We start from the raw sequence: 19,922 nt of genomic DNA on the forward strand, positions 1-19,922 counted from the left end.
GCGTCGGTTGCCTCCGCCCATGCGCGACGCCGGGTTACCGGCGTCGCGTGCTGGTAGCAGTGTCCGGCTTACTCGGCGGCGACGATCTTGCCGTCTTCCCACTTGAACAGCGAGAAGCTCGGCGAGGACAGGTCGCCGGTTTCGCCATAGGTCAGCTTGCCGATCGCCGTTGCGATCGGTTCACCTGACTTCAGCGCCGTTGCGACAGCGGCCGTATCCTCGGCGCTGCCGGCCTTCTCGATGCCGGCCTTGAGAACTTCGACCGCAGCATAGGCGTTCAGCGTAAAGGCTTCCGGCGGAATGCTGGCAGCCTTGAGCACTTCGACCGCCTTGGCCGAATCCGGGTTCTTCAACGCGTCGATGGCGTTGGTGAAGGTCGTACCCTTGGCCGCGTCGTTGGCGATCGCCCAGAGCTCGCTGTTGGACAGGCCGTCGCCACCGATGATGACGGCATTGACCGACATGTCGTGCAACTGACGGGCAAGCAGGCCAGCCTCGGGATGATAGCCGCCGAAATAGACGACTTCCGCACCCTCAGACTTCAGGCGAGTGATCAGCGCGCTGAGGTCCTTCTCGCCCGGGGTCACGCTTTCGTAGAGGATCTCGTTCACGCCACCGGCGTTGATGCCGGCCTTGAACGCGTCCGCCAGGCCCTTGCCGTAGGCGCCCTTGTCGTGGACGATGGCGATCTTCTTGTCCTTCATCGTCTTGAGAACGTAGTCGGCTGCGACACCGGCCTGCTGGTCGTCGCGGCCGCAGGTGCGAAATACGTTCGTCAGGCCACGGGCGGTAAGGTCCGGTGCGGTCGCCGTCGGGGTGACCATCAGGACGCCGTTCTCGGCCAGCACGTCGGATGCCGGAATCGCGACGCCGGAGGTGACCGGTCCGACTACGAAACGGATGCCTTCGCCGACGAGCTGGTTGGCCGCGGAGACGCCCTGCTTCGGCTCGCCCGCATCATCCGCCAGCTTCAGGACCACCTGCTCGCCGAGAATGCCGCCATTCTTGTTGATCTCGGCAACGGCGGCTTCGGCGCCCTGCCTTACCTGGTCGCCATAGGCCGCGACTGGGCCGGTCAACGGTGCGATCAGGCCGATGGTGATGTCGGCATAGGCGGCCGTCGAGAGCAGCAACGAGGCTGCAAAGGTCGCGCCGGTGAGCGTCTTCAGTATCATGGTTCTCTCCCTTCAATGGATCCAGGTGGATCCGGACGACGAGCCGCCGAACAGCACAAAGATGTGCAAATCGGAAGCCGCAAGCGCTCTTGCGACCGTTTCGATCGCGAGGGCACTCAATTGGGCACTTTAACTAGGAAAACTACCGTGCTTCCGCAACAAAATATCTCGTGAAGTTCGGCGCCATACAGGATGACGGCCCTGCGCGGCAAAGTCGCCAACGCCGACGGCAGTCAATTGTCACCCGGCCGCCACCCCAGGGGCGGTTGCCTGACCGGCGAAATGGCGTCATCGTGCCACGTCGGTGGCTTTCCGGCATGCAACCGGCGATGCCTCGCGCCGGACCGACATGCATGTTGCGGCTGGTATTGCCACCAAAGAGCGTCACAGTCTTTGAAACTCGCTCAACGCGCGTTATGTCTTTGGTTTCGCATATCGACATTCGCTAGCACAGGTTCCCGTCATGCCGCATCGGTTCTTGAAGTTCTGGGTGTCGCTTTCCACCATCGGACTGTTGCTCGGCGCGGTGTTTTTCTCCGCTTCGCTGACACCGAGCCTGGTTCCGCGAACCTACATCGCCCAGGGTGTGCTGTCCGGCGTCTGTTTCGCGGTCGGCTACGGGATCGGCGTGTTCTTGTGGCACCTCTGGGTCTACCTGGAATTGCCTCCTCCTGCCGGCCGTTTCTGGCGCGGCTTGAAGCTCGCCGCAGCCGTGGTTTGCGCGGTCATGGTCGTCGTCGCCTTGTGGCGGGCCGCCGAGTGGCAGAACTCTATCCGTACGCTGATGGAGCTGCCACCGCTGGAGACCGGTCATCCGACAAAGGTCGGCCTGATCGCACTTCCAACGTTCATCGGTGTGATTGTGCTGGCTCGTCTCTTTGGCTTTGCCAGGAGGCTCGTCGCCCGGCAGTCGCAGCGCTTCGCCACACGACGCATTGCCAACGTGATCGGCGGCGTGGTGGCGATTGTGCTGTTCTGGTCCGCGGTGGAGGGGGTCCTTTTCCGATGGGCATTGCACACGGCCGACTCCTCGCTGCGCGCGCTTGACCAACTGATCGAGCCGGACACGCCCCAGCCGAGCGATCCCAACCGTACCGGCAGCGCGGCGTCACTCGTTTCCTGGGAAAATCTCGGTCGGCGCGGCCGGGAGTTCGTTGCAAGCGGCCCCCAGAGGGACGCGATCGCGGCCTTCAGCGGCCGGGAAGCGAAGGATCCGGTACGGGTCTATGTCGGACTGGGCGCCGGCCAGACCGCGGCAGAACGCGCCGACCTCGCCCTGAAGGAACTGATCCGCACCGGCGGTTTCACGCGCAAGACCCTCCTCGTCATCATGCCGACCGGCACGGGCTGGGTCGATCCGGAGGGCGTCAATTCCGTCGAATACCTGACCGATGGCGACATCGCCAGCGTAGCGATCCAGTATTCCTACCTCTCCAGCTGGCTGTCGCTGCTGGTCGAACCGAACTACGGCTCGGATGCCGCCCGCGCCCTGTTCCGCGCCGTCTACGACTACTGGACAAAGTTGCCCCGGAACGAGCGGCCGAAGCTCTACCTTTACGGCCTCAGTCTCGGCGCGCTCAGCTCCGAACAGTCGACCGAATTATTCGAGGTGATCGGCGATCCCTACCAGGGTGCGCTCTGGGTCGGTCCTCCGTACCAAAGCCGCATCTGGAACAAGTTCACCGCGGGGCGAAATGAAGGAACCCCCGCCTGGTTGCCGCGCTTCGGCGATGGCTCCTACGTCCGCTTCACCAGCCAGCAGAATGCGTTGTCGCAAGCGACCGCGCCCTGGGGGCCGATGCGCATCGTCTACCTGCAATACGCGAGCGACCCGGTGACTTTCTTCGATGAAGGCGCCTATCGTCGGCCCCCGGCGTGGATGGTCGGTCCGCGCGGGCCGGACGTCTCGCCGGAATTCGGCTGGTATCCGGTCGTCACCTTTCTGCAACTCGGCCTCGACATGGCGATGGCGACGACGACGCCGATGGGCTACGGCCATGTCTATGCGGGCGAGCACTACATCGACGGCTGGATCGCCGTGCTGGGGCTGGAGGACGCCTGGACGCCGGAAGAGATCGAGAAGCTGAAGGACAAGTTCCGCGCCAACCGGCCGCAGGACTGAGCGACTGGAAAGGTCGCCCTGACGGCAAGTCCCCCTTCTGGCGTCTTTCCGGACGTGATCCCGGATCCAGCCGCGCCGCTCGACGCGAATGAGCAAGGACTTGAGCGCGCTGGATGCCGGATCGAGTCCGGCATGACGGAGATATCGAGCCCATCCAACAGGGTCGACTTCCTCGGCATTCGTCGAAAAACGAAACTTTAAGCTTTACGATTTATCAATCTCTCCGAAATGAGAGATCGATCGATGCGTTGCGTTTTTGTCGTCGTCCTCACGATGATGCTTGCTGCCTGCGGGACTGTCCCGCGCAATACCGACAATGCCTGTGCCGTGTTCGAGCAGCGCGACGGGCTGTTTGAGAACTGGGAGCGCGATGCGCGGCGCGTCGAGCGCGAGTACGGCGTTCCCGTCTCCGTGCTAATGGCGACCGTGTATGCGGAATCCGGTTTCCGCCACAACGCCAAGCCGCCGCGCACGAAGCTCTTCGGCTTCATCCCCTGGAAACGCGCCTCGTCGGCCTACGGATACTCGCAGGCGCTCGACGGCACCTGGGACCGCTACAAGAAGTCAACCGGTCGCTGGATGGCCAAGCGCTCCGACTTCGGCGATGCCGTCCGCTTTGTCGGCTGGTACCACCACCAGAGCCATCTGAAGAACGGGATCGCCCTCAACGATGCCTACCGCCTCTATGTCGCCTATCATGACGGTCATGCCGGTTATGCGCGCGGCAACTGGAGCGGTCCGGCAAAGACGGGTGCCGCCCGCGCCTCGAAGATGGCGTCGCGCTACTCGTCGCAACTGCGCAACTGCAGCGCCTGGTAGGCGGGCATGGCGGGTCAGGCGGCAGCTGCCCGCTCCAGTTCGGCGACGTCGAGCTTGACCATGCCCATCATGGTCTGATGCACGCGTCCGGCACTTTCGGGGTTGTCGAGCAGGCGCAATAGCGCCTTCGGCACCACCTGCCAGACGAGCCCGTAGCGATCGGCGAGCCAACCGCATTGCATCGGCCGCCCGCCCTGCAGAAGCCTGTCCCAGTGATGATCAACCTCGGCCTGGTCCTCGCACAGAACGAGGAAGGATACGGCTTCGTTGAAGGTGAAGTGCGGTCCACCATTGAGACCGATGAAATCCTGACCGGCAAGACGGAACGAGGCACTGAAGACCTTTCCGTCCGGACCACGCTTGACCGTATTGATTGCGGCATCTTCAAAAATGGACGCGTAGAAGTCCATCGCGTCCTCGAGCTGGTCATCGAACCAGAGAAAAGGCGTGATCATCGGCATCCTTCGTCTCCCTTCCGGTTTAAACCCTTCAAGGACGGCACAGCTTTACCGCTTCCGACAGCAGGCTCGACAAAATGCATCGGCGCCACCACCTCTTGGACTGCTGCCACGGAAACCGAAAGCGTAGTATTTCTAGAAGTGGCCACGCCTGCCTGCGCCAGCCGTTCGGAAGACATTGGCGCCTCGCGCGCCTTGCCGAGTGAATGGTGATGCTTCGGATTGCGGCTTGCGCCATACTCCGGTCGCGAAGGGGAGGGAGCCGGTTCGGTTCACATGACACGCGCGCAACAGGTCGGCATCCTTGTCGGGCTTGTGATCGTGGCAGCGCTGACGCTGTTGCGCGCCGCCGATCCATCGTTCTATCGGCTTGCCCGCGAATCCGTCTTCGATGAATATCAGCGCCTTGAACCGCGACCCTTCGAAGACATGCCCGTGCGCGTCGTCGACATCGACGAGGCATCGCTGAAGGCCTTTGGCCAATGGCCGTGGCCGCGGGATCGCCTGGCTCTGCTGGTGGACCGGCTGTCCGCCATGGGGGCCGCGGCGATTGCGTTCGATATCCTTTTCTCCGAACCCGACCGGTTGTCGCCCCGCACTGTGGTTGCCGAAGTGGGCGGCGTTTCCGAGGACCTGCTCAACCGGTTGCCGGACAACGACGCGACCTTCGCCCAGTCCTTCGAGGGGCGCCCAATCGTGCTGGGCTTCGCCATCTCTAACGACGGCCGCCGCCTGCCGCAGGTCAAGGCCGGTTTTGCCTTCACGGGCGAGCCGCCCTTCGGCGCTCCGCCCAGCTTTTCGACTGCTACGCCGCTGCTTCCTGCCTTCGAAGCGAATGCCGCGGGTATCGGCCATATCAGCCTGGATCCCGGCAACCCTTCGGCTGTCGTGCGGACGATTCCCCTTCTGCTCAGCGATGGTGAGCAGCTCTATCCGAACCTCACGCTGGAGGCGTTGCGCGTGGCGCAAGGTGCTTCGACCTACCTTTTGGCCGATGCCCCCGATGTTCCTGACACGATCACGGAGATCAAGGTGGGGGAATTCGTCGTTCCCGTCACCGCCGCGGGCGAGCTCTGGCTCTACCTGGACGCCGACAGAGCCGATCGGTACGTTTCAGCCCGGGCGATACTTGCCGACGATGGGCCGCCCGAGGATGTCCGTGCACAGCTGCAGGGCGCCATCGTTTTCGTCGGCACGTCAGCCGCGGGGCTGCAGGACATCCGCACCACCGCGCTCGGCCAGCACGTGCCCGGCGTTTCGATCCATGCGCAGGCTGTGGAGCAGATCCTGTCCGGCCGGTTCCTGTCGCGGCCCGACTGGGCAAATGGCCTCGAGATCCTGGCGATCGCGATCGCCGGCTGCCTGATTGTTGTGCTGACGACCTTCGTCAGCCCGGCCGTTGCCCTCGCGTTCGGTCTGCTCGTCACAGTGGTCGCGCTCGCTGCGTCATGGGTGGCATTCCGCTACGCCGGGCTGCTGTTCGATCCGCTGGTCCCCATCGCGAGTGCCACGATCGCCCATTTCGCGGCCACCGGCTTGCGCATCCTTGTGGTGGACCGGGAGCGGCGGCAGGTGCGGCGGGCGTTCGGCCAATACCTGTCGCCCGAACTTTTGTACCGCATCGAGCACACCCACGACGCCCTGCGGCTCGGCGGCGATGAACGCGAACTGACGGTGATGTTCGTCGATGTCCGCAACTTCACCGACATGAGCGAACAGCTTTCCCCCAGCGAGGTCGTCACGTTTCTCAATCGGCTCCTCGATGCGCTGAGCCGCGATGTGATCGACAACGAAGGCACGCTCGACAAGTTCATCGGCGACTCCATCATGGCTTTCTGGAACGCCCCGGTTGATATCCTTGACCATGGGCGGAAGGCGGTCCGCACGGCGCTGGCCATGCGCCAGACGCTTGCCCGTCTCAATAGCGAAGACGCGTTCGGTTTTGGTGACGAGCGCAGGGTCTCGATCGGCATCGGCATCCACACCGGCCTGGCCTGCGTCGGCAACATGGGGGCCGAGGCCCATTTCAATTATTCGGCGGTCGGCGATACCGTCAATGTTTCCGCGCGGATCGAGGCTGCCTGCAAGGAGGTCGGCACGGACATCCTCGTCTCTGAAAGCACGGCCCGATGCATATCGGAGATGGCGCTGCTGGAGGCGGGGACGCTTGCGCTGAAGGGCCGGCGGTCGCGCACGAAGATGTTCGCTGTCGTTGGGGATGAGCGCCTTGCGGCGTCCGATGCCTTCGCCGATCTGCGGTCGGTTCACGATGGGCTGGTCAAGGCGTTGCAGGACCGCTCAGGTAACGCTCGCCAGCTCGCACGCGAGGCAAAAGCGAAATCCGCGACGCTGTCCGAAGGCCTGCCTGAATTCTACCGCCGGATGTCCCGCAGGAGCGATCATTTCCAACAGGACGTTGAGGCGGAGAAGGACGTTGCAGTGAAATAGGGGTGTCTAGTCTCAGAGACACGGTTCCGTTCTGGCCCTCCAAGTGACCCTGTTTCAATCTTCGCGCCCTCAAGTAATCGACACAACCTTGCGCTGGTGCCTCAGCGCCGGTTCCCATGGCGGTCGGAAGAGGATTCGCCGTGCCCGCGGTTCTCGGGCGTTCGAACGTCCGGTCTGTCGAAGTCCGGCTTGTCTCTGATGCCGTGCTTCTCCCTGTCCGGCCGGTCCCAACTGGGCTTGTCCCGGTCGGGCTTGACCCGACCCGGCGATCCGAAGTCCGGCTTGTCGTGGGGTGTTTTCTCGTGGTCGGGCCTGTCCCAGCTGGGTCTGTCCCGATCAACCTTTTTCGGCGGGGCGGCCTTCTGCGGCTTCGAGGGCTCGCGCGGGTCCGGATGATCCTGCTTCGTCTTCACAGCCGTCTCGAGTTTGCAGCCGCCATTCTGCATCCCGCCCGAAAGTTGCTGATCCCCGGTGAGGAAGGGCAGAGCTCGTGCATTGCCGAGCGCGCGCAAGACGTTCCTGTCAGCGCGTCGCGGGTCGGAAATGCCGCCGCGGCGCGAAGCGATGACGCTGTCGCAGCGCCGGGTCAGTTGCGCGCAGCCGCTCGTGCCGCAAAACGAGGCGGCGCCGCTCAGCAGCACCATTGCGGTCGTTCCGTCGGGGGCGACGTAGAAGTCGAACACGGTCCCGCGCACGCCGATCGTTCCGGCGGGTGTGAGAATTTCGTAAGCCGTGCTCCTCGATTTGCCGCTGATCCAGCGGAACGTGCCCTTTGCCGCTGAAATCGTCAGCTTCTTGAGTGATTTCTGGTCGTCGTAGACATACCGGTCGATCACGACCGACGAACCCCATCCGGACCGCAAGCTTGCTGCCGTCGCTAAATACGAACTGGCCCAAGCCCGATCTGGAGGTGCTGATGCGCTCGTCGCGGTGGACTGGATCCTGAACCTGCAGTTCCGCGCCGTCACCCGTCACGCTTGTCCTGATATGCACCGCCTGGCCGACCGGCTCGGCCGAAAGCCCAGGCGTCGAGCTTGCAAGGGCGATGCCGAGCCCAATGATTGCGGAGCGATGCAAGCGCAACATTGCTGCCTCCTCGCGTGACGATGCCGTGGTTCTTGCGAAAGTCGGTATTGATCGCCGCACCCTTTGCGCGGAGCATCAATATTATATTAGGTGAAGCTAAAAGTCCGCTGAAGCAAAGGTGGTATGCCATAGCGAGGTTTGGAACCGCAGCCGTTCTACGCCGGCATTTGCCAGCGCCCCTTGGCATTGCACCGGGTCAGGGACGAAGAGTATCCTGTCGGCACCGGGTCAACGTCTGGGCCGCGGGCCATGAGGCCACGGTTTCGAGGCGCCAGAACGATCGCCTCGGTTCGTCGGTGTAGGCAACGGCTCGGGCAAGACGTCCTTTGATCGCTGCGAGCTCTGGGTCCACACCGGTGCGAGCGGACGCAACATTGTGCAAACGCATCCTCTCAAGGAGGTTCCCATGCCCTATGTCGACGGATTTGTGATCGCCGTGCCGAAACAGAACCTCGATGCCTACAAGGCGCTTGCCGGCATTGCCGGCCCGATCTGGAGAGAGCACGGTGCACTCTCCTATGTCGAGTGCATCGGCGATGACGTGCCCTATGGAAAGCTGACCTCCTTCCCGCGCGCAGTGCATGCAAAGGACGACGAGGTCGTCATCTTTTCCTGGGTCACCTATGATTCGCGTGAAAGCCGCGATGCGATCGTCGCCAAGGTGATGGACGATCCCCGTCTTTCGGAGGAAAGATGGCAGGCGGTCTTTGACGGCAAGCGCCTGATCTATGGCGGCTTTCAAAGCTTTCTGGAATTGTAGCAATTCGATCGCGCTCGGCACGGCTTGGGCAGCCTTCGTGGCGGCAACCGTCGTGTCGGCGGGGTGACGATGAGGAGACAGGGTGCCACAGGGCAGGGTCACCATTCAGACCCGCGGGCAGGGTCTTTACGAATTCACCGACAAGGCGAGTGCTTTCGTGCGCGGGGCCGGGATTGGCGAGGGGCTTTTGACGGTCTTCGTCCGTCATACCTCCTGCTCGATCCTGATCCAGGAGAACGCCGATCCGGACGTGCGCCGCGATCTCGACCAGTTCTTTCGGCGTCTCGTGCCCCCGTCCGACGATCCGTCGATGCGCTGGATCGTTCACACGCTCGAAGGTCCGGATGACATGCCCGCCCACATCAAGGCGGCGCTGAACCAGGTTTCAATCGGCATCCCCGTGGCACAAGGCGAGATCGTGCTTGGCACCTGGCAGGGCATTTTTCTGTTCGAGCACCGTGATACACCGCATCTGCGCGAGGTGGTGCTGCATCTCGGACCGTGAATGACCCTCGGAACTCCGGCGGCAACCGACGCATTGGTAAGAGATCGGCCATGAACAACGGAGGACGGTCGCCATGGCAGACACAGTCACCATTGCCCACGACGTGGTCGCGGCGCTGAATGTGCGCGACTACGCCGCGGTTGCGCAGCTTGCGGACGACGATATCGCAATTGCCGGGATCGGCGAGGGAAGCGAGATCGGACGCGCGGCGCTGCGTGACCGACTCGCTCGCCACTTCGCCGCTTTCGATGAGACCTATGGTGACGCCACAATCATGACTGCCAGCGGTGGTTCACCCGTGGCGGTTCGCCTCACCGCACGCGGCCAGGTGTCGTCCGGAAAGTCCTATGCGACCGAGAAAGTGCTGCTGATCGACTTCGACGACGGGCTGATGACGCGCCTGTCGTTGCTTGCCGACGCCGGCGACCTCCAAAGACAACTTGCCGGCTAGCTGGATCGGGCAGTCTGCGATCGACCGCCGGCACATGTGCGCCGGCTGGTTACGGCGCGCACCCCGCGTATCGCTATGATTCTGCACACATAACCCCCGTGTATCATTGGCGCTGAACACATGCTGAACGCGCGGTTCCGGCAGCGTTCAGCGTGGCGGCGATAGTTGTTCTCCATCGATTGCTCAAAGCGACGCTCCATAACAGCGGGCGCACAACGAACGGAGACCTTCATGTCGCGTATTCTCGGAAAAACCCTTGCCGCTGCCCTCCTGGCGATCGCCGGCCTGACGGCGGCCGCTCCCGCCGCTTCGGCCGGCGGCGCGGACATTCGCATCGAAACCGTCGGCTATCGCGACGGCTACTATGGCCGCGGGCCGGACCACCACCACCGTTGGGACGACCGTCGCGACCGTGGCCGTTGCACGCCCCGGCTCGCAGTGGAGAAGGCCCGCGATCGCGGCATCCGACAGGCGCGCATCGCCGACGTCAGCCATCGTCGCGTCGTTGTCGAGGGGTGGCGGCACCATCGCTACACCCGTATCGCCTTTGCCAACGTCCCGCGCTGCCCGACGCTTTGGGGCTGACGTCGGGGGACCGGCGCAGCCTGCAGGCGGTCATTTATCTCAAGTAATGGGGCGGCGCAGACTTCTGCGCCGCCCCATCTTTATGCCTCGCTGCCGCCCCGGCGCGCAACCACGCAAAAACCGCGTCGGACTGTCAACGCTGACCAGCGCCGGCGGACAGTTGACTGCCTTCCGGCATCGGGCGCCGGCAGGACAGGGTTAGTTCTGCAGGGCGAATGTCACGGTTACGTTGACCGAGTAGCTTGTTTCGCCGGCCGCGACCGGGACGGCCTCGGCGGCAAAGTCCTTTGCCATGGCGCTTCGCATCATCGGCATGGGCTGCGGACGGTAGGACGTCTCCGACATTTCGAGAACCCGGCCGAGGCCGATCCCCGCAGCCTGGGTCAGTTCCTTGGCCTTGGCGATCGCGTCCTCGACGGCCCGCTTGCGCGCCTCGCTGATAGCGCTCTCGGGCTTGTCGTTGGTGAAGCGAATGCCGCCGGTCTGATTGACGCCGAGCGTCACCGTCTGGTCGAGAATGGCGCCAAGCTTGGAGAGATCGCGGATGCGCAGCGACAGCATGTTGGCGACCTGGAAACCGACCAGTACGGGCGGTTTGTTCTCTCCGTTCTCATTTTGCGGAAAGTGATATTGCGGATTGATCGTGAAGCCGGACGTCTGCAAGTCCCGCTCGGCGATGCCCGCGTCCTTCAGCGCCTTCATCACCTCGGCCATGGCCTTGTTGTTGGCGTCGAGCGCCTCACGCGCCGTCTTGCCGTCCTTGACGACGCCAAGTTCGACGATAGCCATGTCGGGAGCGACATCGGAATGCCCCTCGCCGGTAACGGTGATCACCGGCTCGCGCGGCCTTGCTTCCTGCGCAAGGGCGGGCGCGGATGCAAGTGCTGTAATGGCGGCGGCGACGGCGCCATTGAGCGCTATGCGCGAAAGGATCGATCGAGGCATGCGAGTTGTCTCCGTTTGGTTGTGTCCCTTGAGACGTTCTTCACGCGAGATTGTGTAAGGATTGCGGCGGTGCTTGTCGACCGGTGATATTTCGTCTAGACGGGGTGCTCCCGGGGCCTGCCATTGACCCCGCGCGCCGCTTCGCGGCCGGGCCTGTAGCTCAATGGTTAGAGCCGGCGGCTCATAACCGCTTGGTTGGGGGTTCGAGTCCCTCCGGGCCCACCAATGCCTTTTAGGCAGTGTTGATTTATCAGCGTTTTTTGGCTGTTTTTGCCCCACTTTTCTCCGACTCTGAAGGGGGTGGGACAATTTTGTCCGCGTTTCGTTCCAGCGTCATGTGCTTCATGCCGGCCTCGGCGAGGCGGCGCCGGTTGGCTTTTGCGGTGTAAAGCGTCGTTTGCTGCTTCGTCGTCCAACCAAAGATCGCCATCAGTTGATCGTCGGTAGCGCCGTTCTCAGCGGCGATTGTTGCGCCTGCCTTGCGCAGTCCGTGCACGGTGCAGTGAGGCAGGCCGGCATCGTCGCACCACTTGCGGAAGCGGTTGCCAAAACCGTCATCGGTGAAGGGGCGGCCGTAGTCATTCACCAACCATGTGAGGTCGCCGGTCGGCGATGCGGCGATAGTGTCAGACAGCCACGGCAGCAGCGGGATCTCCACCACGACATTCGACGACCGGGCCGTCTTGCCAGGGCGAAGGCTGATCCAGCCGTTCTGCAGGTGCTGGCGACCGACGAGGATCAGGTCACTGCGGCGCAGGCCGGTGAACAGGGCGATGTGAAGTGCCAGCCGCGCCTTGCTGCCGAGCGGATACTTCTGCTCGAACTGCCGCACCTCTTCGATCGTCCATGTGTGGAAGCCGTCGCCAGATTTCTGCCGCTTGATGCCAGAGCACGGATTGTTGGTGGCGAGGTCGTTCTCAATCGCCCAGGCGAACATCGCCGACAGCGCCTTGATGACGTTGTTGCGGGCGCCGGTGGTGGCGCGCAACTCGTCGCGGATTTCCGTGACATGCCGCTTTTCCATGAGCCGGTAGGGCAGTTCGCCACGCTTCCTGGCGCTCTCCTTTCCGCCCTTCCTGCTCTCGCAGATTTCCTCCAACATCCTGACCCGGCGTTCCATCAGATCGACAGATACCGTCCCGCGGGCGCGGCGCTTGTATTCGCCGAGCAGCCATCGCAAGGAATCTTTGATTGCTGGCGGTTGGACGGGATTGCTTGGCGTCTTCGCGTCCGGTTTCGTCCAGGGAATGCCGAGGCGGGCGGCGGCAACCTCCTGCTCGAACAGTTTGGTTCCAGGTGTTTCCTTCAGCCGAACCTTCGCAGCGCCGGTGCGCCGAAAATAGTAGCGCACGTTGCCGTGGCGGTCCCGGTCAGTGGAGACGCCCTTCGGCAGCTTCGTTTCTGGCTTTGTCGCTTCACTCATCGTCCCAAGGATTGCCGTTTGCGGAATCGCCGTCAATGGGATCGTTCGGGTCTGGCTGATGTGGCAGCTGCCTGAAGGCGGCCGCAAGTTCTGAGACGTCGTAGATCAGCCGCCCTGCCGACGCGATGCGCGGCCGCGGCATTTTTCGCGCAGCAACCAGCTTGTCGAAGGTCGAGGGGGAGACGCCGATCAATTCGGCGGCCTGCTCGCGATTGATGCCGAGCGGCGGCAGTGATGCCGGCAGGACCACGTTTCGAGCCATCTTCATCCGGTTACGTCCTCGCGCGCCATGGCGCGCTTTGCCTCTTCGCGGCGGATCGCGTTGCGCTTGCGCGTTACCATCTGCAGATGCTTGTCGTTGTCCGGCCGAATGCAGCGTCGGTTGCGGCAAACGTGATCCAGTTCTTTCTTACCGGGGATGTAGCCGTGCTCGTTGGTCCACATGGCGATGTGGACGGCGACCGTCTGGCCATCAAGGCTCATGCGCGGATAGCCTGCACCGCGGCCGTTCTCGCCCGAGCTCGGGCCGGTCCACAGCCAGCAGCCGGTTTCCTCGTCGATATCGACGCGCGCCATAATCTTTGCGCGGATGCGGTCGCGACGCGTGCTCATGCTTTCCAGATCCGCAAGTTGATCAGGAAGCGATGGAAATCCCAGTTGCGACCACTTTCTCTGAAAGTGCGATAGGCCTGCCAGGTAGCCTTCGCCTTGGTTTCGGCCTGAAACTGCTCCGGATCAAATCCGTAGACTTCGACGACAAACACGGTCACGACGAGCGCGCTCCCTTTGGCTTCATCGGCATGAGGATCGTGTAGTTCAGATCGTCGCCGGCGGCGCGGAGGAGCGAGGGGCTGGCGCCGGTGCTGGTGAGCAGCTCGACGGCATCGCCTTCGGTATGTTCGAGCGCCTCACGCATGTGTTTGCCATTGTAGCCGGTTTCGATCTCGCCATCCGCTTCGCAGTCGATCTCGTCGTCGCCTTCGCCGACGGCATAGTCGCGCGCGTTGATCGCGAGCGCGCCAGCCGCGAAGCGGAAGGCGACGCCGAGGCCGGCATCTGGAGTGGCCACCAGGACGCGGGCAATGGCACCGGAAAGCGTCGAGGCGCTGAAGCTGGTGCGGATGGCGGATGCTTCCGGCTGGATCCGCTCGTAGTCTGGAAAGGTAGCTTCGACGAGCTTGGCGGTCATGACGCGCGAGGCGCAGGAGATCCGCAGCTTCATGTCAGAATAGTCGACGGTCACGTCTTCGCCGTCGGCGATGATCTTCAGTATGGCCTCGACGGCCTTGGTCGGAATGATGATCGGCGGCAGCTTGGCGATCGCATCCTCCTGGTCGATGTCGATCGCCTTGATCAGGCGGACTGACAGGCGCAGCCCATCGGTCGCCACCAGGTGTAGCCCCTCCTTCTTCGGGCGGAGATAGACGCCGGCTAGATAGTAGCGCGTCTGGTCAGTCGAGACCGCGTGAACGGTTGCCTTCAACGCTCTAGCGAGAACGGACGATGCCAGGCTCAGTTGATTGGGAAGGGTGGCCGCGTCGAGCTTGGGAAAATCAGACGCGGGCAGGACCGGCAGCTTGATCCGCGACCGGCCTGACTTGACGTAGATGCCGATCATCTTTCCGGCTTGGTCGATGCGCTCGACGCGGATCTCCTGGCCATCCGGCATGCTCTTAACCGCGTCGGCGACGAGATGGGCCGGCACGGTGAAGTCCTCGAAATCGGCGGCAACGGTGGCGGTGAAGCGAGCGGCCATCTCGATATCCATGCTCGTGCCGCGGACAGTGACCGCCTCGCTGTCGCGCTCGAAGAGGGCATTCTGCTGGATCGGGATCTTGGCGTTGCGATTGACGACGCCGATGATGCTGGCGAGGGCCGCCACGAAAGCGTGCTTTTCAGTCTTAAACATGGGCTGGGCTCCTGCTGGTGCCGGAAAGGAGATCGGCGATCGCGCATTCATGGGAGGGGGGAGCAAGTCCGAATTCGCGATGCAGTTCGTCCATGGCGGCTTCGATGTCCCGGCTCGCCAGCAAGCGATAGACGCGATGGATCGTCTCCATCTGCGGAAGGTCGATGTCGCGATTTTCGAGCTCGTCGAGCAGCTCCTCGTCGTCGAAGTCCTCGATGGTCTTCTCGGGCGGCTGCTGGCTTTGCCAGTAATCGTGTGCCCACTTTTTCACGTCGGCGCGCCGATTGAATTCGGATTTGATGACGTCATCCTGGATGACGGCGACATCAAATGAAACTTCGGTGGTGATAGTTACAACCGGCATCGTTCAAGCCTCCGCCGGCAGCTCGATCATGCCGAGCGCATGCAGGTAGGTGTCAAGGACGGCCTCCTGTTCTATCCGCTCGTCCTTGTCCTGCTTGCGGATGGCGATGACCTTGCGGAGGATCTTGGTGTCGAAGCCGACGCCCTTGGCCTCGCCATAGACATCCTTGATGTCGCCAGCGATCGTCTGCTTCTCTTCTTCGAGTCGCTCGATGCGCTCGACGAACGCGCGGAGCTGGTCGCGCGCGACGCCGTGCGCCGCTGCGGAACCGGTCTCTTTGTCGCCGAAGGCCTCGGGCTGCGTTGGCTCCTCAGCCTTGGGATGCTTGCCGCTCCCGGCCTGCTTCGAGATCGATTTGGCGGCGGCTGTCACGGCCTCGGGTGGAACCTGGCTGCGAAAGGCCAGGGGATCGAATGTTTGTGCATCCATGCGACTGCCCTTTCCTAGAATGGGATGTCATCGTCCATGTCGCGCGAGTAGTTCGGCGACGAAGACGGGGTGGAGGGTCTGGAGGAAGTGCCGCCGGCGCGATCGGTGTCGTAGCCGTAGTCGCCTGCACCGTTGCCGCCCGCCTGGTAGCCGGAGCCGTTGGCCCGGTCGAGCATGACGAGCTGACCATGAAAACCCTGGAGGACGATCTCGGTCGAGTAGCGGTCCTGGCCCTGTTGGTCCTGCCACTTGCGCGTGACGATCTGGCCTTCGATGAAGACCTTGGCCCCCTTCTTCAGGTACTGCTCGGCGATCTTGCACAGCGCCTCGTTGAAGATGACGATGCTGTGCCATTCGGTCTTCTCGCGCCGCTCACCGCTGTTCCTGTCGCGCCAGCTTTCGGATGTGGCGAGACGCATGCTGGCGATCGGGCGACCGTCCTGGGAGCGGCGGATTTCCGGATCGGCGCCGAGGTGGCCGATCAAGGTGGCGCGGTTGACGGATCCGGACATCAGGTGGCCCTCCCGTTCTCGGAGCCGCGCGGCCACATATGCGACAGCGCGATTACCGCGGTTGCGAGGATGAGGTTTGCCTGCGGTTCGGTGATAGCGCGCGGATTGCCGTCGGCGACCTTCATTGCCAGGGCATGCGCCGCTTCTATCTGGATCGGGCCGACGATCAGCTGGCCATCGTTGTCCGCCAGGACGAAAGCGCCGGCGCTGAAATCAGCGGCAAGCTCGCCGCCATCCTTGGCGGTACCGACCGTGGTCGAGCCGTCCATGCTGGTGATCATAAGCTGGCGCGTCGCGCCAATCGCCGCGAGCGGCGTGCAGGCTATCGTTTTCATAGGGATCTCCGAAGGGCTGCAAGGGATGCGCGGTCGAGGATCCGCTCCTCGCCGATGAGGCGATCGGCCATCGCCATGAATTGCTCTTCCGCCTTGCCCGCAGCCCAGGGCTTAATGGCGCCCGTCAGCTTGGGCGTTGCGGAGGTAGGGAACTTGCCGGCTGCGGCGGCGCCGAAGAGCGCAACCGCCTCGGCGCGCTGCATGCGCGCGTCCATATCCTTGACGAGCTTAGCCTGGCGCTTCGTCCATGCTTCTGGTCCCGGCAGGCCGGCGGCAAAATAGATCGCCTCGTCCCAGGCGGACTTGCAGGTGGCAATCGCATCGAGCAGACGTGTTTCGCCGTAGTATTCGGCGCAGGCAGCGGCGAAGAGTTCGGCGCTCGGGCGGATCAGGTCGCCGAGCACCCACTCATGCGCGTCGTGCAGTAGAAACAGCGCGGCATCGAGACGGTTTGCGCCTTCGTTGAGAAGCGCTTGCGCGCCCATGACACAGTGCTGGGCGACTGACAGCGCGATGCCGCGATTGCGGCCGTTGAAGCGGGCGATCTTGGAGAGGGTATTGCCGATCTCGGCAAAGCAGACGATCTCGTGATCCGGGTTCGCAAGATCGATGTCTCGCCCATCGTTCCAGACGGTCGTGACACGCTCATCGACGAGGCGTGCGGCTGCCATCATGTAAACACCCATGCGCCGAGTGCGATGCTGCCGGCCGTCAAAACGAAGCCGATGAAGATGCCGACGATCAAGGTCTCGAGTTCGTTTCCGGCGCGCGCGGGCCGACTTAACCAATCGTCGCCGGGAAGGACGAAGCCGGGTTTCGGATGGCGATCGATCATGTCAGACCACCTGCCGGATCGACTTGCGGCGGGCGATCGCGGCGGCCTTGTCGTGCAGGCGCAGGACCGTATTGCGGGTCCAGCCACGTGAGATCAAAGTTTCGACGCTGACGTTATCGCCGGCGAAGGCGAGCTCGCGCATGTCGTCGGCCATGCGCTCTTCCAGAGAGCGGACGCAGCGTGGTTTTGCAGCGATCGCAGCTGTGGTGTTGGGATGGGTGATATAGCGGATCATGTGGCCCTCAACGTTGCGTGAAAACGCATCAACGCCGGGGATAATACCGCTATGGTATTATATGGTCAATACCGCTTTGGTATATTGGTATCGGGCATTACGCCGCCCGCGAATCAGGCGACGCCGGCCAGTGCGATAAAGTGCACCGAGTGAACGGCTCCCGCAGGGAATTTGAGCTCCTTATGGGGATTGAACTGCTCAAGCACCAGTTCTTCCGCGTTGTGGCGCAGGAACTTCTTCACATAAGCGAGCAGTGGTCCATGCTCCTCCAGGTGTACCTGGGCGATCACGTAGTCGCCCTTCCTCACTCGGCGCATCGGGTCCACGAAGCAGATCTCGCCATCTTCGTATCGGGGATACATCGAGTCGCCTGACACCTGCACCGCATAGGCGCCTCGAATGTGGGAGATTACTGGCGGCGCCATCACTTCATACAAAACACTGCCATTCATAAGGAATTCGCCGTCAATGCCGCCTACCGCCTGCCCATATACAGGGATCTTCCTACCCTTGCCCTCCACCTTACCGCGAATTTCTGCGTTGGGAAGGTCCGAGTTTTGGCTGCCGACACCCGGCGAAGTGTCCGTCCCGCCGGATGGAAGTTCGAACATGAGTGCGAGCGCTGTTGTCTGAAGGTGTGGCGCCAAGCGCTCGGCCCACTCCTTTGTCAACTTTCGTTCGCCGGTCTCAAGGCGCTTGATCTGCGGCTGCGAGGTGCCGACGCGATCTGCCAATTGCTGCTGGCTGAGGCCTTGCTTCTCTCGTAAGTCTTTGATCGTGCTCATGGTCTAAGCCTATTCCATATTGGCATAAACTTCAAAAACCGAAATGGTATTAGTGGGCTTGCGAAATAATGCCAAAGTGGTATGGTCTTTCGCATGACGCTCGGAAAATACATTTCGGAACGCGGCCTCACCCATGAGGCTTTTGGAAAATTGGTTGGCGCTTCTCAGGCGACGATCAATCGCTATGTGCGCGGCGATCGTTTCCCTTCGCGGGAGATGGTCCTCAGGATCCAAACAGCCACGAATGGCGAAGTGTCGGTCGGCGACTGGTATGCGGCGCCGGAGGCTGCGGAATGATGCGGCGTTTGCCATGCGGTCCCCCTTGATCTGATGGACCAACCCTAAGCTGCGCACGCGCGGCTTTCACGGAAAGATTTATCGAAACGATTTCCTTGATTTTCAGGGAGGATGACTTGCGCACTATTTCCGACAAACAGGGCCTGACGTTGAAGGCTGCAACACGCCGCGGCATCGACCAGGCAGGCGGCGGCGACGCGCTCCAGCACGTCACGCGCGTCAAGGCCGGTGCGCTGTCCAAATACGCCACCGTCGGCGAGGACACGGCGGACAAGTTCATGCCGATCGATATCGCCGTCGAATGCGATCTCGAAGCAAACTCCCCGATCATCGTTTCGGCCATGGCCGCCATGCTTGGCTACAAGCTCGTGCCCGCAGATGACAACGCCGCCGTTTCCATGGCGCCGATCACTCTGCGCGACGGGCTCAAGATAGCCAACGAGGCGGCCGACGTCGTCAAGGCCATCACTGAGGCACTGGAAGACGAAAACATCGACGCGCTGGAAAAGCGCATCATCACGCGCGAGATCGACCAGGCGATGCAGGCGCTGCAATGCGTGTTGCGCCGGATCGGCGGCGCCGCATGACGATTGTTCGGATCACGCGCATCGTCTGCCCGATCTGCCGGGGCGAACGTGTCCGGCTCGGCGCTACCTGCTTTTTTTGCCACGGCGTCGCCAAAGTCCCGGTCGACTGCGCCCTTGACGCTGCCGAGCGTCGCTATCGTCTTGCGAAAGGCGGAGTGACGTCAGGCGACTACCCTGCCGATGTCTCGCGCCGCTTGATGGACGAGGCGAATCAGATCTTCGACATCGCCGGCGTCACGCCGCCCTGGAAGCAGGGAGCGGCGGCATGAGCGAGCGTGCGAACGGCACCATCTGGCGTCTCGCCGGCATCCTCTGCCCACAATGCGGCACCAACTCGAGTCGCGTTCTCGACAGTCGCGAGCGCCCCGGCGCAGTCCGGCGTCGCCGCGAATGCATGCGCTGCGGCGGTCGCTGGTCCACAGAAGAGCGCATGACGAGCTTCAAGGCAGGGAGGGCTAAGAAATGACGATCGAGCGTCCGCGCGCCCTCTTCACTGTCGTAACTGACGATGTGGACTTTGCGCTTTCAGTCATCTTTGCGTGCGCACGTAGCAATGCACCAAGCTTTGCCCGTGTTATCGACGACCCGGTCGAGATCCTAGCACTTCCCAACGGCGCGAAGGTGCATCCCGGCATCTGGACGACCAGCCGCGAGACCTCCGGCGCCGAGATTGCTTGGCGTGGGCGCCGGAGGCGTGGCGGACTCGTGTTTCTATCCGACGATGAGATGGAGAAGGTTTCGCGCTGGCGTGCCCGCAACGTTGCTGGCGAGCGGGATGCGCCTGCCTCTCCGCCGCCGACATCGCCTGTCGCCGTCACGGCGCCCGTCCCACAATTTGCCCAGGAATGGAGGTAGCC

Annotated in this window: 28 protein-coding genes, 1 tRNA gene and 1 pseudogene; 13 read left to right on the forward strand and 17 right to left on the reverse strand. The window is 62.8% G+C overall.

Going from position 1 to position 19,922, the window contains the following annotated elements; genetic code table 11:
- Nucleotides 1-68 precede the first annotated feature (68 nt).
- On the reverse strand, nucleotides 69-1,175 hold the full coding sequence (locus J2Y48_RS15235) for a branched-chain amino acid ABC transporter substrate-binding protein (RefSeq protein WP_310419638.1): 1,107 nt from the start codon (nucleotides 1,173-1,175) through the stop codon (nucleotides 69-71).
- Nucleotides 1,176-1,638: 463 nt separating this feature from the next.
- On the opposite strand from J2Y48_RS15235, the gene J2Y48_RS15240 reads away from it, so the two are divergent.
- Nucleotides 1,639-3,297, forward strand: coding sequence for an alpha/beta-hydrolase family protein (locus tag J2Y48_RS15240; protein ID WP_310419641.1), 1,659 nt, complete (start codon nucleotides 1,639-1,641; stop codon nucleotides 3,295-3,297).
- Nucleotides 3,298-3,540: 243 nt separating this feature from the next.
- A complete protein-coding gene (locus tag J2Y48_RS15245) occupies nucleotides 3,541-4,116 on the forward strand; it encodes a transglycosylase SLT domain-containing protein (protein WP_310419643.1) in 576 nt (191 codons plus the stop codon).
- A gap of 14 nt (nucleotides 4,117-4,130) precedes the next feature.
- Here the strand turns inward: J2Y48_RS15245 and J2Y48_RS15250 are convergent, their stop codons facing one another.
- A complete protein-coding gene (locus J2Y48_RS15250) occupies nucleotides 4,131-4,577 on the reverse strand; it encodes a VOC family protein (protein ID WP_310419646.1) in 447 nt (148 codons plus the stop codon).
- A gap of 273 nt (nucleotides 4,578-4,850) precedes the next feature.
- Here J2Y48_RS15250 and J2Y48_RS15255 point away from each other — a divergent pair, with 273 nt between their 5' ends.
- Nucleotides 4,851-7,022, forward strand: a complete 2,172-nt coding sequence (locus J2Y48_RS15255; protein WP_310419648.1) for an adenylate/guanylate cyclase domain-containing protein — start codon at nucleotides 4,851-4,853, stop codon at nucleotides 7,020-7,022.
- Between the two features lie 101 nt (nucleotides 7,023-7,123).
- On the opposite strand, the pseudogene J2Y48_RS15260 reads toward J2Y48_RS15255, so the two are convergent.
- Nucleotides 7,124-8,108: pseudogene (locus tag J2Y48_RS15260) on the reverse strand (FecR domain-containing protein).
- A 406-nt stretch (nucleotides 8,109-8,514) separates the two neighbouring features.
- On the opposite strand from J2Y48_RS15260, the gene J2Y48_RS15265 reads away from it, so the two are divergent.
- From J2Y48_RS15265 to J2Y48_RS15280, 4 genes are all read left to right on the forward strand, one after another.
- On the forward strand, nucleotides 8,515-8,868 hold the full coding sequence (locus J2Y48_RS15265; protein ID WP_310419650.1) for a DUF1428 family protein: 354 nt from the start codon (nucleotides 8,515-8,517) through the stop codon (nucleotides 8,866-8,868).
- Between the two features lie 82 nt (nucleotides 8,869-8,950).
- Nucleotides 8,951-9,373, forward strand: a complete 423-nt coding sequence (locus J2Y48_RS15270; RefSeq protein WP_310419651.1) for a secondary thiamine-phosphate synthase enzyme YjbQ — start codon at nucleotides 8,951-8,953, stop codon at nucleotides 9,371-9,373.
- A gap of 73 nt (nucleotides 9,374-9,446) precedes the next feature.
- Nucleotides 9,447-9,824: a nuclear transport factor 2 family protein gene (locus J2Y48_RS15275; protein ID WP_310419653.1), complete on the forward strand. Its 378-nt coding sequence runs from the start codon at nucleotides 9,447-9,449 to the stop codon at nucleotides 9,822-9,824.
- A 231-nt stretch (nucleotides 9,825-10,055) separates the two neighbouring features.
- A complete protein-coding gene (locus J2Y48_RS15280; RefSeq protein ID WP_310419656.1) occupies nucleotides 10,056-10,409 on the forward strand; it encodes a hypothetical protein in 354 nt (117 codons plus the stop codon).
- Nucleotides 10,410-10,607: 198 nt separating this feature from the next.
- Here the strand turns inward: J2Y48_RS15280 and J2Y48_RS15285 are convergent, their stop codons facing one another.
- Nucleotides 10,608-11,354, reverse strand: a complete 747-nt coding sequence (locus J2Y48_RS15285; RefSeq protein WP_310419658.1) for an SIMPL domain-containing protein — start codon at nucleotides 11,352-11,354, stop codon at nucleotides 10,608-10,610.
- 149 nt (nucleotides 11,355-11,503) lie between these two features.
- On the opposite strand from J2Y48_RS15285, the gene J2Y48_RS15290 reads away from it, so the two are divergent.
- Nucleotides 11,504-11,579, forward strand: a tRNA-Ile gene (locus J2Y48_RS15290).
- 25 nt (nucleotides 11,580-11,604) lie between these two features.
- Here J2Y48_RS15290 and J2Y48_RS15295 read toward each other — a convergent pair.
- The 13 genes from J2Y48_RS15295 to J2Y48_RS15355 all read right to left on the reverse strand — a co-directional run bounded on the left by J2Y48_RS15295 (nucleotide 11,605) and on the right by J2Y48_RS15355 (nucleotide 18,181).
- On the reverse strand, nucleotides 11,605-12,777 hold the full coding sequence (locus J2Y48_RS15295) for a tyrosine-type recombinase/integrase (protein ID WP_310419660.1): 1,173 nt from the start codon (nucleotides 12,775-12,777) through the stop codon (nucleotides 11,605-11,607).
- Nucleotides 12,770-13,045, reverse strand: a complete 276-nt coding sequence (locus tag J2Y48_RS15300) for a helix-turn-helix transcriptional regulator (RefSeq protein ID WP_310419662.1) — start codon at nucleotides 13,043-13,045, stop codon at nucleotides 12,770-12,772. Before J2Y48_RS15300 ends, J2Y48_RS15295 begins: the two co-directional genes overlap by 8 nt.
- Complete coding sequence (locus tag J2Y48_RS15305; protein WP_310419664.1) at nucleotides 13,042-13,389, reverse strand: HNH endonuclease signature motif containing protein; 348 nt, start codon at nucleotides 13,387-13,389, stop codon at nucleotides 13,042-13,044. Before J2Y48_RS15305 ends, J2Y48_RS15300 begins: the two co-directional genes overlap by 4 nt.
- Entirely contained in the window at nucleotides 13,386-13,547 is a 162-nt protein-coding gene (locus J2Y48_RS15310) for a hypothetical protein (protein ID WP_310419666.1), read from the reverse strand. Before J2Y48_RS15310 ends, J2Y48_RS15305 begins: the two co-directional genes overlap by 4 nt.
- Entirely contained in the window at nucleotides 13,544-14,686 is a 1,143-nt protein-coding gene (gene dnaN, locus J2Y48_RS15315; RefSeq protein WP_310419668.1) for a DNA polymerase III subunit beta, read from the reverse strand. Before dnaN ends, J2Y48_RS15310 begins: the two co-directional genes overlap by 4 nt.
- Nucleotides 14,679-15,050: a hypothetical protein gene (locus J2Y48_RS15320; protein WP_310419670.1), complete on the reverse strand. Its 372-nt coding sequence runs from the start codon at nucleotides 15,048-15,050 to the stop codon at nucleotides 14,679-14,681. Before J2Y48_RS15320 ends, dnaN begins: the two co-directional genes overlap by 8 nt.
- Before the next feature lie 3 nt (nucleotides 15,051-15,053).
- Entirely contained in the window at nucleotides 15,054-15,263 is a 210-nt protein-coding gene (locus J2Y48_RS15325) for a DUF2312 domain-containing protein (RefSeq protein ID WP_310419831.1), read from the reverse strand.
- Nucleotides 15,264-15,493: 230 nt separating this feature from the next.
- Complete coding sequence (locus tag J2Y48_RS15330; RefSeq protein ID WP_310419672.1) at nucleotides 15,494-15,991, reverse strand: single-stranded DNA-binding protein; 498 nt, start codon at nucleotides 15,989-15,991, stop codon at nucleotides 15,494-15,496.
- Complete coding sequence (locus tag J2Y48_RS15335) at nucleotides 15,991-16,326, reverse strand: hypothetical protein (RefSeq protein WP_310419674.1); 336 nt, start codon at nucleotides 16,324-16,326, stop codon at nucleotides 15,991-15,993. The genes J2Y48_RS15330 and J2Y48_RS15335 overlap by 1 nt, the downstream gene beginning before the upstream one ends.
- Entirely contained in the window at nucleotides 16,323-16,997 is a 675-nt protein-coding gene (locus tag J2Y48_RS15340; RefSeq protein ID WP_310419676.1) for a hypothetical protein, read from the reverse strand. Before J2Y48_RS15340 ends, J2Y48_RS15335 begins: the two co-directional genes overlap by 4 nt.
- On the reverse strand, nucleotides 16,997-17,161 hold the full coding sequence (locus tag J2Y48_RS15345) for a hypothetical protein (protein WP_310419678.1): 165 nt from the start codon (nucleotides 17,159-17,161) through the stop codon (nucleotides 16,997-16,999). Before J2Y48_RS15345 ends, J2Y48_RS15340 begins: the two co-directional genes overlap by 1 nt.
- A gap of 1 nt (nucleotide 17,162) precedes the next feature.
- A complete protein-coding gene (locus J2Y48_RS15350) occupies nucleotides 17,163-17,396 on the reverse strand; it encodes a hypothetical protein (protein WP_310419680.1) in 234 nt (77 codons plus the stop codon).
- Nucleotides 17,397-17,509: 113 nt separating this feature from the next.
- Entirely contained in the window at nucleotides 17,510-18,181 is a 672-nt protein-coding gene (locus J2Y48_RS15355) for a helix-turn-helix transcriptional regulator (protein WP_310419682.1), read from the reverse strand.
- Between the two features lie 93 nt (nucleotides 18,182-18,274).
- Between J2Y48_RS15355 and J2Y48_RS15360 the strand changes: the two genes are divergently transcribed.
- The 5 genes from J2Y48_RS15360 (at nucleotide 18,275) to J2Y48_RS15375 (ending at nucleotide 19,920) form a co-directional block, all read left to right on the forward strand.
- Complete coding sequence (locus J2Y48_RS15360) at nucleotides 18,275-18,478, forward strand: helix-turn-helix transcriptional regulator (RefSeq protein WP_310419684.1); 204 nt, start codon at nucleotides 18,275-18,277, stop codon at nucleotides 18,476-18,478.
- A 116-nt stretch (nucleotides 18,479-18,594) separates the two neighbouring features.
- The gene (locus J2Y48_RS15365) at nucleotides 18,595-19,065 is read left to right on the forward strand and encodes a phage regulatory CII family protein (protein ID WP_310419686.1); all 471 of its coding nucleotides are present in this window, start codon (nucleotides 18,595-18,597) and stop codon (nucleotides 19,063-19,065) included.
- Nucleotides 19,062-19,334, forward strand: a complete 273-nt coding sequence (locus tag J2Y48_RS15370; protein ID WP_310419688.1) for a hypothetical protein — start codon at nucleotides 19,062-19,064, stop codon at nucleotides 19,332-19,334. The genes J2Y48_RS15365 and J2Y48_RS15370 overlap by 4 nt, the downstream gene beginning before the upstream one ends.
- A complete protein-coding gene (locus J2Y48_RS25390; RefSeq protein ID WP_405030234.1) occupies nucleotides 19,331-19,531 on the forward strand; it encodes a hypothetical protein in 201 nt (66 codons plus the stop codon). The genes J2Y48_RS15370 and J2Y48_RS25390 overlap by 4 nt, the downstream gene beginning before the upstream one ends.
- Nucleotides 19,528-19,920 (forward strand): hypothetical protein, encoded by a 393-nt coding sequence (locus J2Y48_RS15375; RefSeq protein ID WP_310419690.1) that lies wholly within the window; start codon nucleotides 19,528-19,530, stop codon nucleotides 19,918-19,920. The genes J2Y48_RS25390 and J2Y48_RS15375 overlap by 4 nt, the downstream gene beginning before the upstream one ends.
- Nucleotides 19,921-19,922: the final 2 nt, after the last annotated feature.

It is taken from the genome of Mycoplana sp. BE70 (assembly GCF_031455855.1).
Taxonomy (GTDB): Bacteria; Pseudomonadota; Alphaproteobacteria; order Rhizobiales; family Rhizobiaceae; genus Mycoplana.